We start from the raw sequence: 15,368 nt of genomic DNA on the forward strand, positions 1-15,368 counted from the left end.
TTCGCAAGGAATTCAGGAATGACAGTTCGCAGACTTGCAGAAGTTGAGGTCCAACCGCCGCATTTCGCTTTTACAAGCGAGAATCTTGCGTGGGCCGAGCAAACGATCCGGAAATATCCGCAGGGACGCGAACAGTCGGCCGTCATTCCGCTCTTGATGCGTGCTCAGGAACAGGATGGCTGGGTCACGCGTGCGGCGATCGAACATGTCGCCGCGATGCTCGAAATGCCGCTGATCCGCGTTCTCGAAGTGGCGACTTTCTACACGCAGTTTCAGTTGAAGCCGGTCGGCACGAAGGCGCATATTCAGGTGTGCGGCACGACGCCGTGCATGCTGCGTGGCTCTGAAGAGCTGATGGATGTGTGCCGTTCGAAAATCCACCACGACCAGTTCCACACTAACGAGGCGGGTACGCTTTCGTGGGAGGAGGTCGAGTGCCAGGGCGCATGCGTCAACGCACCGATGGTGATGATCTTTAAAGATGCGTATGAGGATCTGACGCCGGACCGTCTGGCCGAGATCATCGACGATTTCGAGGCCGGCAAAGGTGAAGCCGTGCCGGTCGGACCGCAGACCGACCGCGTGTTTTCCGCTCCCGCAAGCGGGCTTACGTCGCTGTCGGATGAAAAGGCAGTGACGAAGACGGGCGCGGCAAAGCCCGCGCGCAAAGCTGGCGGCGACAAGCCTGCCGTCGCGCCCTCGCAGGCGGCAAAGCCGAAGACGGCAGCGCCGGAGACCGATCCGAGCATCAAGTCGCCGTCGCCGGTCAAGGCCGATCAGGCAAGTGAGAAGGCGGCAAGCGTCAAGGCTCCAAAGGAAGACGCGAAGGCTGCCGACGCGAGCGCGCCCGAAGTCGAAGGAACAGCAAAGCCGCGCAAGCGCGCCGACAAGAAGGACGGCACGCCCGCCGACCATCGTGCGCCCGAAGACATGGAGGGCGAGCCGATCGGTCCGGCCGCTCGTCGCCGCAAGTCGGAGGCGAAGGCAACCGCGGGAAAGCCATCGCCCGAAGGCACGGGCGAGGCGAAAAAGCCCTCGCGTTCGCGCAAGGCGAAAACCGACGATGAAGGCGGAGCGAAGTGATGCTGCAGGACAAGGATCGCATCTTCACCAATATCTACGGCCAGTTCGACTTGTCGCTGAAAGGCGCGATGGCGCGCGGACACTGGGACGGTACTGCCGGGCTGATCGCCAAGGGGCGCGACTGGATCATTCAGGAAATGAAGGATTCGGGCCTGCGCGGACGTGGCGGTGCAGGCTTCCCGACCGGTCTCAAATGGTCGTTCATGCCAAAAGCGGTAAACGACGACCGCCCGCATTATCTCGTCGTCAATGCCGACGAATCCGAGCCCGGCACCTGCAAGGACCGCGAAATCCTGCGCCATGACCCGCACACGCTGGTCGAGGGCTGCCTGATCGCGGGTTTCGCGATGGGCGCGCATACGGCCTACATCTATGTGCGCGGCGAGTTCATTCGCGAGCGCGAGGCGCTTCAGCGTGCCATCGACGAAGCCTACGATGCCGGGCTACTAGGCAAGGGCAACAAGAACGGCTGGGACATGGACGTTTTCGTCCATCATGGTGCCGGTGCCTATATCTGCGGCGAGGAAACAGCGCTGCTCGAAAGCCTTGAAGGCAAGAAAGGCCAGCCGCGCCTCAAGCCGCCGTTCCCGGCCAATGTTGGCCTTTATGGCTGCCCGACCACTGTCAACAACGTCGAATCCATCGCGGTCGCGCCGACGATCCTGCGCCGTGGAGCGGGCTGGTTCGCCGGTTTCGGCCGTCCGAACAATGTCGGCACCAAGCTTTTCTGCATCTCCGGCCACGTCAACAATCCGTGTACGGTCGAAGAGGCGATGTCGATCCCGTTCCGCGAACTGATCGACAAGCATTGCGGCGGCATTCGCGGCGGCTGGGACAATTTGCTCGCGGTTATCCCGGGCGGCTCATCCGTGCCTCTGGTCCCTGCGGCCGAGATCATCGACACGCCGATGGACTTCGATTCGCTGCGCGACCTGAAGTCGGGCCTCGGCACGGCGGCGGTCATCGTCATGGACAAGTCGACCGACATCGTGAAGGCGATCGCGCGGCTTTCCTATTTCTACAAGCACGAGAGCTGCGGCCAGTGTACGCCGTGCCGCGAGGGCACCGGCTGGATGTGGCGCGTGATGGAGCGTCTGGTACGCGGAGAAGCGCACAAGCGCGAGATCGACATGCTGCTCGACGTGACCAAGCAAGTGGAAGGGCACACGATCTGCGCGCTCGGTGATGCGGCCGCGTGGCCGATCCAGGGCCTGATCCGTCATTTCCGCCCCGAGATCGAGCGCCGGATCGACGAATTCACCCGCAACAGCCACCGCGCCGAACCGGCGCTGGTCGCGGCGGAGTAGGATCAAGTCGATGGCCGATCCGAAGCAAAGCCAGCCTGGCATGTCCGACCAGTTCGCCGGAATGGCGAATTTGATGGCGCACCCGCTTGCCGGCATGGCGGCCGCCTCGGCAATCGGCTTCGGCATGGCGAGCCACGCTTTTGGCATGTGGATGGGCGCAATGACCGGTGCGGCGGAAGCTTCGCAGCGTCTGGTCGAGGACAAACCGCAGGCAGCGCCGGTTCCGTCAGAGCCGGCCCGGCTGAAGCTTGTTTCGAGCCGTCCGACTGCGGCACCAGTCAAAAAGTCGGTGCGCAAGGCAATTGCGAAGCCGATCGATGACCTGAAGATGATTTCGGGCATAGGTCCCAAGCTCGAACAGGTATTGAACGCGCGCGGAATATCGCGCTATGCGCAGGTCGCGGCGCTGGGCGACGCCGAGATTTCGGCGCTCGACGACGAGCTCGGTTTTAGCGGACGAATTCAACGGGACGACTGGGTCGGGCAGGCAAAGAGCCTTGCATCTGCACCCAAGTCCGGTTCAAAGGATGCGGGCCGCAAGCGGTCCTGAAATTTCTGCCGGTCCTTGAAGGGCGGCAAGAGTGGTGGCGCATGCCGCCGGGGTTAGAGGCAAGATGGCGAAGCTTAAAGTCGACGGCAAAGAGATCGAGGTTCCCGATCACTACACCCTGCTTCAGGCGGCGGAAGAGGCGGGCGCGGAAGTGCCGCGCTTCTGCTTCCATGAGCGGCTTTCGATCGCCGGTAATTGCCGCATGTGCCTTGTCGAGGTGAAGGGCGGACCGCCAAAGCCTGCCGCGTCGTGCGCCATGGGCGTGCGCGATCTGCGCCCCGGCCCGAATGGCGAGCCGCCGGAAGTCTTCACCAACACGCCGATGGTGCGCAAGGCGCGCGAAGGCGTGATGGAGTTCCTGCTGATCAATCACCCGCTCGATTGCCCGATCTGCGATCAGGGCGGCGAATGCGACCTTCAGGATCAGGCGATGGCGTTTGGCGTCGACGCCTCGCGCTATCATGAAAACAAGCGCGCGGTCGAAGACAAGTATATCGGCCCGCTCGTCAAGACGATCATGACGCGCTGCATCCACTGCACGCGCTGCGTCAGATTCACAACGGAAGTCGCTGGAATTTCGGAGCTTGGCCTGATCGGTCGCGGCGAAGACGCGGAGATCACGACCTATCTCGAAAACGCCATGACGTCGGAGCTTCAGGGCAATGTCATCGACCTGTGCCCGGTCGGCGCGCTGACCTCGAAACCCTATGCTTTTCAAGCACGTCCGTGGGAACTCTCCAAAACCGAATCCATCGATGTGATGGACGCGGTTGGCTCGGCGATCCGCGTCGATACACGCGGCCGCGAGGTCATGCGCATCATGCCGCGCGTAAACGAGCAGGTGAACGAAGAGTGGATTTCCGACAAGACCCGCTTCATCTGGGACGGTCTGCGCACCCAGCGTCTCGACCGGCCTTATGTGCGCCGCAACGGCAAGCTGACGGCGGCAAGCTGGCCTGAAGCCTTTACCGCGATCAAGGATGCCGTTTCGAAAACCTCCGGCGACAAGATCGGTGCGATTGCGGGCGATCTGGCGACCGTCGAGGAAATGTACGCGCTCAAGAGCCTGATGGCCTCGCTCGGTTCGGCAAATATCGATTGCCGTCAGGATGGCGCGAAGCTTGATCCGGCGAACGGCCGCGCGAGCTATATTTTCAACCCGACAATCGAAGGCATCGAAGACGCCGACGCGCTGCTGATCATCGGCTCCAACCCGCGTTTCGAGGCGTCGGTTCTGAATGCGCGTATTCGCAAGCGCTGGCGCATGGACAACTTTCCGATCGGCGTGATCGGCGACATCGGCGATCTGCGCTATGACGCCGAACGGCTCGGCGGCGGCGCGGAGACCTTGCGGCAACTCGTTGCCGGAAAGCTCGATTTCGCCAAACTCCTGAAAGATGCCGAACGTCCGATGATTGTCATCGGACAGGGCGCGCTCGGCCGTGCCGACGGTGCGGCGATCCTTGCCCTTGCAGCCGAACTGGCAACCGCCGTTGGCGCGGTTTCGGCCGACTGGAACGGTTTCGGCGTTCTGCACACCGCAGCCGCGCGTGTCGGCGGTCTCGATGTCGGCTTCGTGCCGGGTGAGAGCGGCAAGGATGTCGCCGGCATGATGGGCGCGCTCGATGTCGCCTTCCTGCTCGGCGCGGACGAGTTCGACATGAACGGGCTCGGCAGCGCCTTCACCGTCTATATCGGCAGCCATGGCGATGCCGGCGCGCACCGTGCGGACGTGATTTTGCCGGGCGCGACCTACACCGAAAAGTCGGGCACGTTCGTCAACACCGAAGGCCGCGTTCAGGTGGCCAGCCGCGCCGGCTTCGCACCGGGCGACGCCAAGGAAGACTGGGCGATCCTGCGTGCGCTTTCGGACGTTCTCGGCCACAAGCTGCCTTTCGATTCGCTGCCGCAATTGCGTGCCGCGCTCTACGCCGACTACCCGCATTTCGCGGCGATCGACGAGATCGCGGTCGGCGATGTCGCGCAGCTTTCCGCGCTCAAGAGCGATACCAAGACATTCGACAAGGCGGCTTTCACGTCGCCGATCAGCGACTTTTACCTGACCAACCCGATCGCGCGCGCCTCCGCCGTGATGGCCGAGTGCTCCGCGCTCGCGCGGGACGGCTTCAGGCAGGCAGCCGAATAGGGCAGGGCAATGGAAACGTTTTTTTCGACTTATGTCGCGCCCGCGCTTTTGATCCTGTTGCAGTCGACGGTGCTGATCGTCGCGCTTTTGATCCTCGTCGCCTACCTGCTTTACGCCGATCGCAAGATCTGGGCGGCGGTGCAGCTTCGCCGCGGCCCGAATGTCGTCGGCCCGTGGGGCCTCTTGCAGGCGTTTGCCGACCTGTTGAAGTTCGTCTTCAAGGAGCCGGTGATCCCGTCCGGCGCGAACAAGGGCGTCTTCCTGCTCGCGCCGCTCGTCACCGCGTTTCTTGCCATCTCGGCCTGGGCGGTCATCCCGGTTGCCGAAGGCTGGGCGATCGCAGACGTCAATGTCGGTATCCTGTTCGTCTTCGCCATCGCTTCGCTTGAGGTCTATGGCGTTCTGATGGGTGGCTGGGCGTCGAACTCGAAATATCCGTTTCTCGGCGCGCTGCGCTCGGCCGCTCAGATGGTGTCCTACGAAGTCTCCATCGGCTTCGTCATCGTCACGGTCCTGCTTCTCGTCGGTTCGCTGAACCTCAGCCACATCGTGCTCGCCCAGCAGGCTGGTCTTGGAACGTGGCTCGGACTGCCGGGATCGTTCCTCGACTGGCACTTCATCGTGCTGTTCCCGATGTTCGTGGTGTTCTTCATTTCGGCGCTCGCCGAGACGAACCGGCCGCCCTTCGATCTGGTCGAAGCCGAATCGGAACTCGTCGCCGGTCACATGATCGAATATTCGTCGACGCCGTTCCTGCTGTTCTTCCTCGGGGAATATGTCGCCATCGTCCTGATGTGCGCGCTGACGACGATCCTGTTCCTTGGGGGCTGGCTGCCACCCTTCGACTTCGCGCCGTTCACCTGGGTGCCAGGCGTCATCTGGTTCCTCCTCAAGGTGTGCCTCGTCTTCTTCATGTTCGCCATGGTGAAGGCATTCGTTCCGCGCTACCGCTACGATCAACTGATGCGTCTGGGCTGGAAAGTGTTCCTGCCGCTCTCGCTCTTCATGGTCGTGGCGACGGCAAGCTTCCTCAAAGTGTGGGAATTGATGGCGGCATGAGCACCGCGCTGATCGGAGCACTCGTGGGACTTGGGATCGGCATCGTCGATTTCGCCTTCCTGCGTCTGCTTGCGACCCGCGTCGATCTTGCCGAGACCAGAACCGCACTCAATGTCGCCGGGATAAGTCAACTCGTGATACTCCCGGTCATCGGCTACGTCGTAGCCCCGTATTTGTTTGGAGACTGAAGATGTCAGCTCTGGCACAGGCCGCAAAATCGCTGCTCCTTCTGGAGTTCGTGCGTGCCTTTTTCCTGTCGATGCGCCAGTTCTTCGCGCCGAAAGGCACGCTGAACTACCCGCATGAAAAGGGAGCGACGAGCGCGCGCTTTCGCGGCGAACATGCGCTGCGCCGCTATCCGAACGGCGAGGAACGTTGCATCGCGTGCAAGCTTTGCGAGGCGATCTGTCCCGCACAGGCCATCACGATCGAGGCTGGCCCGCGCCGCAATGACGGCACGCGCCGCACGGTGCGTTACGACATCGATATGGTGAAGTGCATCTATTGCGGCTTTTGCCAGGAAGCCTGCCCGGTCGATGCGATCGTGGAAGGCCCCAATTTCGAGTTCGCGACGGAAACGCGCGAGGAACTCTATTACGACAAGGACAAGCTGCTGGCGAATGGCGACCGATGGGAGCGCGAACTGGCGCGCAACATCGCGATCGACTCGCCGTATCGCTAGGACTTCATGAGTGGACGGGCCTTAGGGTTCCGTCTAAGAGACACGCGGCTTCGGGCACCGTTCCGAACTACCCACGACCGGGACGATCTCCCGGCCTTCGACCAAACCGGGGGAACCCATGCTGACAGGACTAGAGGCGATCTTCTTTTATGTGTTCGCCTTCGTTGCGGTGGCGTCAGCCTTCATGGTGATTGCGTCACGCAATCCCGTGCATTCCGTGCTTTACCTGATCCTGACGTTCTTCAACGCGGCGGGGCTGTTCCTCCTTACGGGAGCCGAATTCCTGGCGATGATCCTGCTCATCGTTTATGTCGGCGCCGTGGCGGTCCTGTTCCTGTTCGTCGTGATGATGCTCGACGTGGATTTCGCCAGCTTGAAGCGCGGCGCGCTTTCTTACGCGCCTGTCGGCGGACTGGTCGGTTTGATCCTCGCAGCCGAACTCATCATCGTGGCAGGCGGATATGCGTTCGCGCCGAATATCGGCTCGCAGATCGCCCAGCCGACGCCCGATCCGGTGGCGCGCCACAACACGGCGGCGCTCGGTGACATCATCTACACCGATTACATCTTCGCGTTTCAGGCAGCGGGCATGATCCTGCTCGTGGCCATGATCGGCGCGATCGTTCTGACGCTTCACCACAAGGCAAATGTCAGGCGCCAGGATATCCCGACGCAGGTTGCCCGCACGCCGGAAACCGCGATCGAGATCAAGAAAGTCGAAACGGGCAGGGGTCTGTGATGGAAATCGGCATCGCGCATTTTTTGACCGTTTCGGCGCTGTTGTTCACGCTCGGCGTCTTCGGCATCTTTTTGAACCGCCGCAACGTGATCGTCATTTTGATGTCGGTCGAACTGATCCTGCTCGCCGTGAACATCAACTTCATCGCCTTTTCGGCAGCATTGGGCGACATGGCGGGGCAGGTTTTCGCGCTGTTCGTCCTGACAGTCGCGGCCGCTGAAGCGGCCATCGGTCTGGCAATCCTCGTCGTGTTCTTCCGTAACCGTGGCTCGATCGCGGTCGAAGACGTCAATCTCATGAAGGGCTGAGGGGCTCATGTATCACGCCATCGTCTTCCTTCCGCTTCTGGGATTTCTGATTGCGGGCCTCGGCGGCCGCGCGATCGGCGCCAAGGCGTCGGAATATGTGACGTCCGGTTTTCTGGTCATTGCTGCGCTCTTGTCGTGGGTGGCCTTCGTCCAGGTCGGCCTCGGCGGCACGGAGCCCTTCACGGTGCCGGTGCTTCGCTTCATTCAGTCTGGCAGCCTCGACGTGTCGTGGGCTCTGCGTATCGATACGCTGACGGTCGTCATGCTGATCGTGGTCAACACGGTCTCGGCGCTCGTCCATATCTATTCGATCGGCTACATGCACCACGATCCGCATCGGCCGCGCTTCTTCGCCTATCTCTCGCTATTCACCTTCGCCATGCTCATGCTGGTGACGTCGGACAATCTGATCCAGATGTTCTTCGGCTGGGAAGGTGTCGGCCTCGCGTCCTATCTTCTGATCGGTTTCTGGTACAAGAAGCCGTCGGCGAACGCCGCGGCCATGAAAGCGTTCGTCGTCAACCGCGTGGGCGATTTCGGCTTTCTCATCGGCATCTTCAGCCTGTTCGCGCTGGTCGGTTCGGCCAATTTCGACACGATCTTCGCCAGCATCGAGACCATCGCGCAAAATGGTGACGCGGAAGCCTTCTCGTTCCTCGGTTGGTCGCTGACGAATTCGAGCGCCATCACCATCATCTGCCTGTTCCTCTTCATGGGTGCGATGGGCAAGTCGGCGCAGGTGCCGCTGCACACATGGTTGCCGGACGCGATGGAAGGCCCAACGCCGGTTTCCGCGCTGATCCATGCCGCGACGATGGTCACGGCAGGCGTCTTCCTTGCTGCGCGCATGTCGCCGGTCTTCGAATTCTCGCAGACCGCGCTGATCTTCGTCATGTTCATCGGCGCGATCACTGCCTTCTTCGCGGCGACGGTCGGCCTCGTCCAGAACGACATCAAGCGCGTAATCGCCTATTCGACCTGCTCGCAGCTCGGCTACATGTTCGTCGCGATCGGCTCCGGCTTCTACGCCGCCGCCGTCTTCCACCTGTTCACGCACGCCTTTTTCAAGGCGCTTTTGTTCCTTGGTTCCGGTTCGGTCATCCATGCCGTTTCCGACGAGCAGGACATGCGCAGGATGGGCGGCCTCAAGAACCTCATCCCGCGCACCTACTGGATGATGATCATCGGCACGATCGCTCTTACCGGTGTCGGCATTCCCGCCACCATGATCGGCACCGCCGGCTTCTTCTCCAAGGACGCCATCGTTGAGGGTGCTTTCGCCGCGTCGAACCCGCTTGCCGGCTTCGCGTTCACGATGCTCGTCATCGCGGCGGTCTTCACGAGCTTTTATTCGTGGCGGCTGATCTTCATGACGTTCCACGGAACGCCGCGCGCGACCGCCGATGTCATGCACCACGTCCATGAATCGCCGCCTGTCATGCTCGTGCCGCTTTATATCCTCGCGGTCGGTGCGTTGTTCGCGGGCGTCGTCTTCTACGATTCCTTCGTCGGATACAGCTACGACGCCTTCTGGCAGGGCGCGGTCTTCATGGCCGAGGAGAACCATATTCTCCATGACTTCCATGAAGTGCCGTTCTGGGTGAAGGCATCGCCGTTTGCCGCCATGATCATCGGTTTCCTGACGGCCTACGAGTTCTACATCCGCTCGCCGGAACGTCCGGCGCGGCTGGCGGCCCAGCATCGCGGTCTCTACCAGTTCCTGTTGAACAAGTGGTATTTCGACGAACTCTACGATTTCCTGTTCGTTCGCCCCGCCATGCGCCTTGGCCGCTTCCTGTGGAAGACAGGCGACGGCAAGGTCATCGACGGGATGGGGCCTGACGGCATTTCGGCGCGCGTCGTCGACGTGACCAACCGGGTGGTCAAGCTTCAGACCGGCTATCTCTATCACTACGCATTCGCAATGCTCATCGGTGTGGCGGCTATCGTCACGTGGATGATGCTCGGGGGTTCCAATTGATGACCGACTGGCCGATCCTTTCCACGGTCACCTTCCTGCCGCTGGTCGGCGTCGTCCTGATCTTGCTGATCCGGGACGAGGGGGCTGCTGCCGGGCGCAACATCCGCAATGTCGCGCTGTTGACCACCGCGTTCACCTTCGTCCTGTCGCTCTTCATCTGGGCGGGCTTCGACAATGCGAATCCCGGCTTCCAGATGGTCGAGAAGATGGAGTGGCTGGATTCGGGCATCTCCTATCATCTGGGCGTCGACGGCATTTCGATGCTGTTCGTCATTTTGACGACATTCCTGATGCCGATCTGCATCCTTGCCTCGTGGAAGGCGATCGAGAAGCGCATCAAGGAATACATGATCGCGTTTCTCATCCTGGAAACGCTGATGATCGGCGTGTTCTGTGCGCTCGATCTCGTGCTCTTCTACGTCTTCTTCGAGGCCGTGCTGATCCCGATGTTCATCATCATCGGCGTGTGGGGCGGAAAGCGGCGCGTCTACGCCTCGTTCAAGTTCTTCCTTTATACGCTGCTCGGCTCGGTGCTGATGCTGCTCGCCATCATGGCGATGTTCTGGCAGGCCGGCACGACCGACATTCCGACGCTGATGGAATACGACTTCCCGGTCGGCATGCAGCAATGGCTGTGGCTCGCCTTCTTCGCCTCCTTCGCGGTGAAGATGCCGATGTGGCCGGTCCATACCTGGCTGCCTGACGCCCATGTCGAGGCACCGACGGCCGGTTCGGTCATTCTGGCGGCCGTGCTTTTGAAGATGGGCGGCTACGGTTTTCTGCGCTTCTCGCTGCCGATGTTCACCGAGGCGTCGATCTATTTCCAGCCTTTCGTCTTCTGGCTGTCGGCGATCGCCATCGTCTATACATCGCTGGTCGCGCTGATGCAGGAAGATATCAAGAAGCTCATCGCCTATTCGTCGGTGGCGCATATGGGCTACGTGACGATGGGCATCTTCGCGATGAACCCTGAGGGCATTCAGGGCGGTATCTTCCAGATGCTGTCGCACGGCCTCGTCTCGGGCGCGCTCTTCCTGTGTGTCGGCGTTGTCTATGACCGCATGCACACCCGCGAAATCTCGGCCTATGGCGGCCTTGTCAACAACATGCCGAAATACGCCGTGGTGTTCCTGATCCTGACGATGGCGAATGTGGGCCTGCCGGGTACGTCCGGTTTTGTCGGCGAGTTCCTGACGCTTCTCGGCGTTTTCCAGGTCAACACACTCGTTGCGCTCGTCGCGACTACGGGTGTCATCCTGTCGGCGGCCTATGCGCTCTGGCTCTATCGCCGCGTCATCTACGGTGCGCTGACCAAGGAAAGCCTGAAGAGCCTGCTCGATCTGTCGGGCCGCGAAAAAGCGATCATCTATCCGCTCGTCGCGCTCGTGATCTTCTTCGGCGTCTATCCCGCACCGCTTCTCGACGTGACCGCGGCGTCGGTCGAGGCTCTCGTCAACAATGTCAACCAGTCGATCGAAGCGGCTTCCGCTGCGGCGAGCGACGGTCTTCAAGCCGCAGCGCAGTAAGACGAACATGACCCCTGACCTTTCCCAGAGCCTCATCCTCGCCACGCCGGAGATCATCATGGCGGTCGCCGCCATGGCGCTCCTGATGATCGGCGTCTTCTCCGGTTCGCGCGCCAACACGACCGTGAACGGACTGGCCGTCGCCGTGCTGATCGGCGTCGGTGCGTGGATATTGCTCTTCAGCCAGTATGGCGAAGGTTTTGGCGGTTCGTTCGCGGCCGATCCGTTCGCGCTCTTCATGAAGGTGCTGACGGTCATCGGCGCGGCGGTCACGCTCGTAATGTCGGTGGGCTTCGCCCGTCAGGAAAAGTTCGACAAGTTCGAGTATCCAGTGCTCGTCATCCTGGCGACGCTCGGCATGATGATCATGGTGTCGGCCAACGACATGCTGACGCTCTATGTCGGCCTCGAACTCCAGTCGCTGGCGCTCTACGTCGTTGCCGCGTTCAACCGCGACAATGCGCGTTCCACCGAAGCTGGCGTGAAGTATTTTGTTCTCGGTGCGCTGTCCTCGGGCATGCTGCTCTACGGTATCTCGCTGGTCTACGGCTATACGGGCAACACCGGCTTCAATGAGATCGCCGCCGCGCTTTCCGAAGGCGAACGCTCGCTCGGGCTGGTCTTTGGCCTCGTCTTCGTGCTTGCCGGCCTTGCGTTCAAGATTTCGGCCGTGCCGTTCCATATGTGGACGCCGGACGTCTACGAAGGCGCGCCGACGCCGGTTACCGCTTTCTTCGCCGCCGCGCCGAAGATCGCAGCCATGGCGCTGCTTGTGCGTGTGACGGTCGGGGCGTTCCAGCCGGTCGCCGCCGACTGGCAGCAGATCATCGTCTTCATCTCGATCGCTTCGATGGCGCTCGGCGCGTTTGCCGCGATCGGCCAGCACAACATCAAGCGCCTCATGGCCTATTCGTCGATTGCGCATATGGGCTTCGCGCTGGTCGGCCTTGCCGCCAACAGCCAGGCCGGCGTGCGCGGCGTGGCGATCTACATGCTGATCTACATGGTGATGACGCTCGGCACCTTTGCCTTCATCCTCGCCATGCGCCGCAAGGAAGGCAATGTCGAGAATATCGACGATCTCGCCGGCCTGTCGTCCACCAACCCGGTCATGGCGACGATCTTGACGATCCTGATGTTCTCGCTTGCCGGCATCCCGCCGCTCGCCGGGTTCTGGGGCAAGTGGTACGTTTTCCTCGCTGCGATCGAAGCGCAGCTTTATCCGCTCGCCATAATCGGCGTGGTCGCATCCGTCATCGGTGCATACTACTATCTGCGCATCATCAAGATCATGTGGTTCGACGAGCCGAAGGGCGGCTTCCTGCCGATGGCTGGCGAGTTGCGTCTCGTGCTCGGCGTCTCGGGCGCATTCGTACTCTTCTACGTGCTCATCGGCGGGCCGATCGTCAGCATCGCCGAGGCGGCCGCGCTCAGCTTCTTCTAGATGGCGGGATTTTCGCTCGCGCCATCGGCCGCCACGGCCGGTTTTCAACTGGAAACCTTCGACACGGTCGGCTCGACCAATGCGGAAGCGCTGGACGCGGCGAAGGCAGGCCGAAACGGGCGCGTCTGGTTCGTCTCCGACCATCAGGTTTCAGGACGAGGGCGGCGTGGTCGGCCCTGGCAGACGCAGCGCGGCAATCTCGCTGCGTCGTTGCTTTTGGTGCCTGAAGTGCCACTGAAAGACGCTGCCGCGCTCGGATTCGTCGCCGGGTTGTCGCTGGCCGACGCACTCGACGCTGCGATACCCGATGCGCGGATCGGTGTCGGCGTCGATGGCGGCTCCGTGATGGGCAAAGGGCGCTTCGAGCTCAAATGGCCGAATGACGTTCTCGGTCATGGCGCGAAACTCTCCGGCATCCTGCTCGAATCGACCATGCTCGATGCGCATCGATATGCGCTCGTGATCGGTATCGGCGTCAATGTGGTGACCGAGCCGCAGGACGTGCCTTATCCGGCGACTTCGCTGGGCAAGATGGGCGCGAGGATAGATGCACAGCACCTTTTTCTGGCGCTGTCGGATGCATGGGTCGACAATGAGCGTATGTGGCGCGACGGCAAGGGACTTGGCGCGATCCGCGAGAAATGGCTCTCGCGCGCAGCCGGTCTCGGCTCCGAAGTCGCCGTGAACGTCGACGGGCGCGTGGTTCGCGGCACGTTCGAAACGATCGATGAAGAATGCCGGTTCGTCATCCGGGAAAATGACGGTTCCACAATCAGGATCGCGGCAGGCGACGTTCATTTCGGCGCCGTTGCATCCGTCAAGGACAATCAGAAAGCAGGAGCCTGATGGCAAAAGACAACGAACTCGTATTCTGCCCGCTTGGCGGGGTCGGTGAAATCGGAATGAATTTCGCGCTTTACGGCTTCGGGCCGGCGAACAGGCGCGAATGGCTGATCGTGGATGTCGGCGTGACCTTTCCCGACCCGACGCTGCCGGGCGTTGATCTGGTGCTGCCGGATACGCGCTTCATCGAAAGCCAGTTGGACCGGGTGCGCGGTATCGTCATCACGCACGCGCATGAGGATCACTATGGCGCGCTGCTCGATCTCTGGCCCAAGCTGAAGGCCCCCGTTTGGATGACGCCGTTCGCCGCCGGCATGCTGGAAGCCAAGCGCATTTCGGACAATGTGCGTATTCAGCCCACCGTCAACATCTATAAGGCCGGCGAGCGCTTCAATGTCGGTCCGTTCGAGATCGAGGCTGTGGCAGTCACCCATTCGATTCCCGAGCCTGTTTCGCTCGCGATCCGCACGCCGCTCGGCACCGTCGTCCACACGGGTGACTGGAAGCTCGATCCCGCGCCGACGCTGCCGCCGATGACGGACGAGAACCGTTTTCGCCAGATCGGCGAAGAGGGCGTCATCGCCTTGATGTGCGATTCCACCAACGCCATGCGCGAAGGGGATTCGCCGTCGGAGGAAGAAGTCAGCGACGGCATTCGCGAGGTCATCGAAAAGGCACCGGGACGCGTGGCGATCACGACCTTTTCGTCGAATGTCGGGCGTATCCGCTCGATCGCGGAAGCTGCGAAGAACGCGGGGCGTCAGGTGCTCGTGCTCGGCCGTTCCTTGAAGCGCGTCATCGATGTGGCGGGCGAGCTTGGCTATATGGAAGGCCTGCCGCCGTTCCTGCGGGAAGAAGACTACGGCTATATCCCGCGCGAAAACGTGGTCGTGCTTTGCACCGGCAGCCAGGGCGAGCCGCGCGCGGCGCTTGCGAAGCTCGCGCGAGACGAGATGAAGCATGTCTCGCTGACGGCAGGCGATACGGTCGTTTTTTCCTCTCGTGTCATTCCCGGCAACGAAAAATCTATTCTGGAAATCAAGAACCAGCTTATCGAGCAGGGCATCAAGATTATTGAGGACGGCGATGCTCTGGTCCACGTCTCGGGCCATCCGCGCCGCTCGGAACTTTTGCGCATGTATGGCTGGGTCAAACCGCGCATACTCGTGCCGGTCCATGGTGAGGCCGCGCATCTGGTGGCGCAGGGTTCGCTCGGCGCTTCGGCGGGCATTCCCGAAATCGCGCAGGTGCGCAATGGCGACATGATCCGCCTTGCGCCCGGTGCGGCCGAAATCGTCGATCAGGTGCCGTTCGGGCGACTGATGAAGGATGGCCGTGTCATCGGTTCCGAAGAGGAAACAGGCGTGCGTGACCGGCGCAAGCTGTCCTTTGCCGGCCATGTCGTTCTCAATCTGGTTCTCGACGACCGTTACGATCTTGCCGGTGACCCCGATATCGTCGCCATCGGCGTGCCTGAAACGGATGCCAGGGGAAAGCCCATGGAAGACATCATGCTGGATGCGGCGATCGGCGCGGTTGAAAGCATCCCGCGTGCAAGGCGAAAAGACCTCGACCTGATGTCGGAGGCCGCACGCCGTGCCGTTCGCTCGTCCGCCAACGAGGCGTGGGGCAAGAAGCCGATCGTGACAGTGTTCGTCACGAGATAGGATCGGCTTCTGCCCGGTGCCGACTGCTGAAAT

At 61.6% G+C, this 15,368-nt stretch carries 14 protein-coding genes; all 14 read left to right on the forward strand.

The window, feature by feature from the left end; genetic code table 11:
- Positions 1–18: 18 nt before the first annotated feature.
- Complete coding sequence (gene nuoE / locus ACX82Z_RS05425) at positions 19–1,083, forward strand: NADH-quinone oxidoreductase subunit NuoE (protein WP_459587039.1); 1,065 nt, start codon at positions 19–21, stop codon at positions 1,081–1,083.
- On the forward strand, positions 1,083–2,390 hold the full coding sequence (gene nuoF / locus ACX82Z_RS05430) for an NADH-quinone oxidoreductase subunit NuoF (protein ID WP_459587040.1): 1,308 nt from the start codon (positions 1,083–1,085) through the stop codon (positions 2,388–2,390). The genes nuoE and nuoF overlap by 1 nt, the downstream gene beginning before the upstream one ends.
- Before the next feature lie 10 nt (positions 2,391–2,400).
- A complete protein-coding gene (locus tag ACX82Z_RS05435) occupies positions 2,401–2,940 on the forward strand; it encodes an NADH:ubiquinone oxidoreductase (protein ID WP_459587042.1) in 540 nt (179 codons plus the stop codon).
- A gap of 64 nt (positions 2,941–3,004) precedes the next feature.
- Positions 3,005–5,086, forward strand: coding sequence for an NADH-quinone oxidoreductase subunit NuoG (gene nuoG / locus ACX82Z_RS05440; protein WP_459587044.1), 2,082 nt, complete (start codon positions 3,005–3,007; stop codon positions 5,084–5,086).
- A gap of 9 nt (positions 5,087–5,095) precedes the next feature.
- The gene (gene nuoH, locus ACX82Z_RS05445) at positions 5,096–6,145 is read left to right on the forward strand and encodes an NADH-quinone oxidoreductase subunit NuoH (RefSeq protein ID WP_459587046.1); all 1,050 of its coding nucleotides are present in this window, start codon (positions 5,096–5,098) and stop codon (positions 6,143–6,145) included.
- Positions 6,142–6,333, forward strand: coding sequence for a hypothetical protein (locus ACX82Z_RS05450; protein ID WP_459587048.1), 192 nt, complete (start codon positions 6,142–6,144; stop codon positions 6,331–6,333). The genes nuoH and ACX82Z_RS05450 overlap by 4 nt, the downstream gene beginning before the upstream one ends.
- A gap of 2 nt (positions 6,334–6,335) precedes the next feature.
- Complete coding sequence (nuoI, locus tag ACX82Z_RS05455) at positions 6,336–6,827, forward strand: NADH-quinone oxidoreductase subunit NuoI (RefSeq protein ID WP_459587050.1); 492 nt, start codon at positions 6,336–6,338, stop codon at positions 6,825–6,827.
- Positions 6,828–6,945: 118 nt separating this feature from the next.
- Positions 6,946–7,566, forward strand: a complete 621-nt coding sequence (locus ACX82Z_RS05460; protein WP_459587052.1) for an NADH-quinone oxidoreductase subunit J — start codon at positions 6,946–6,948, stop codon at positions 7,564–7,566.
- Positions 7,566–7,874 carry an NADH-quinone oxidoreductase subunit NuoK gene (gene nuoK / locus ACX82Z_RS05465; protein WP_459587053.1) on the forward strand — a complete coding sequence of 103 codons (309 nt, stop codon included), beginning with the start codon at positions 7,566–7,568 and terminating at the stop codon, positions 7,872–7,874. The genes ACX82Z_RS05460 and nuoK overlap by 1 nt, the downstream gene beginning before the upstream one ends.
- A 7-nt stretch (positions 7,875–7,881) precedes the next feature.
- A complete protein-coding gene (gene nuoL / locus ACX82Z_RS05470; protein WP_459587055.1) occupies positions 7,882–9,855 on the forward strand; it encodes an NADH-quinone oxidoreductase subunit L in 1,974 nt (657 codons plus the stop codon).
- Positions 9,855–11,381, forward strand: coding sequence for an NADH-quinone oxidoreductase subunit M (locus ACX82Z_RS05475; protein ID WP_459587056.1), 1,527 nt, complete (start codon positions 9,855–9,857; stop codon positions 11,379–11,381). The genes nuoL and ACX82Z_RS05475 overlap by 1 nt, the downstream gene beginning before the upstream one ends.
- 7 nt (positions 11,382–11,388) lie before the next feature.
- The gene (nuoN, locus tag ACX82Z_RS05480; RefSeq protein WP_459587058.1) at positions 11,389–12,825 is read left to right on the forward strand and encodes an NADH-quinone oxidoreductase subunit NuoN; all 1,437 of its coding nucleotides are present in this window, start codon (positions 11,389–11,391) and stop codon (positions 12,823–12,825) included.
- Positions 12,826–13,671 carry a biotin--[acetyl-CoA-carboxylase] ligase gene (locus ACX82Z_RS05485; RefSeq protein WP_459587059.1) on the forward strand — a complete coding sequence of 282 codons (846 nt, stop codon included), beginning with the start codon at positions 12,826–12,828 and terminating at the stop codon, positions 13,669–13,671.
- Positions 13,671–15,335 carry a ribonuclease J gene (locus tag ACX82Z_RS05490; RefSeq protein WP_459587061.1) on the forward strand — a complete coding sequence of 555 codons (1,665 nt, stop codon included), beginning with the start codon at positions 13,671–13,673 and terminating at the stop codon, positions 15,333–15,335. The genes ACX82Z_RS05485 and ACX82Z_RS05490 overlap by 1 nt, the downstream gene beginning before the upstream one ends.
- Positions 15,336–15,368 lie beyond the last annotated feature (33 nt).

It is taken from the genome of Aliihoeflea sp. PC F10.4 (assembly GCF_054612275.1).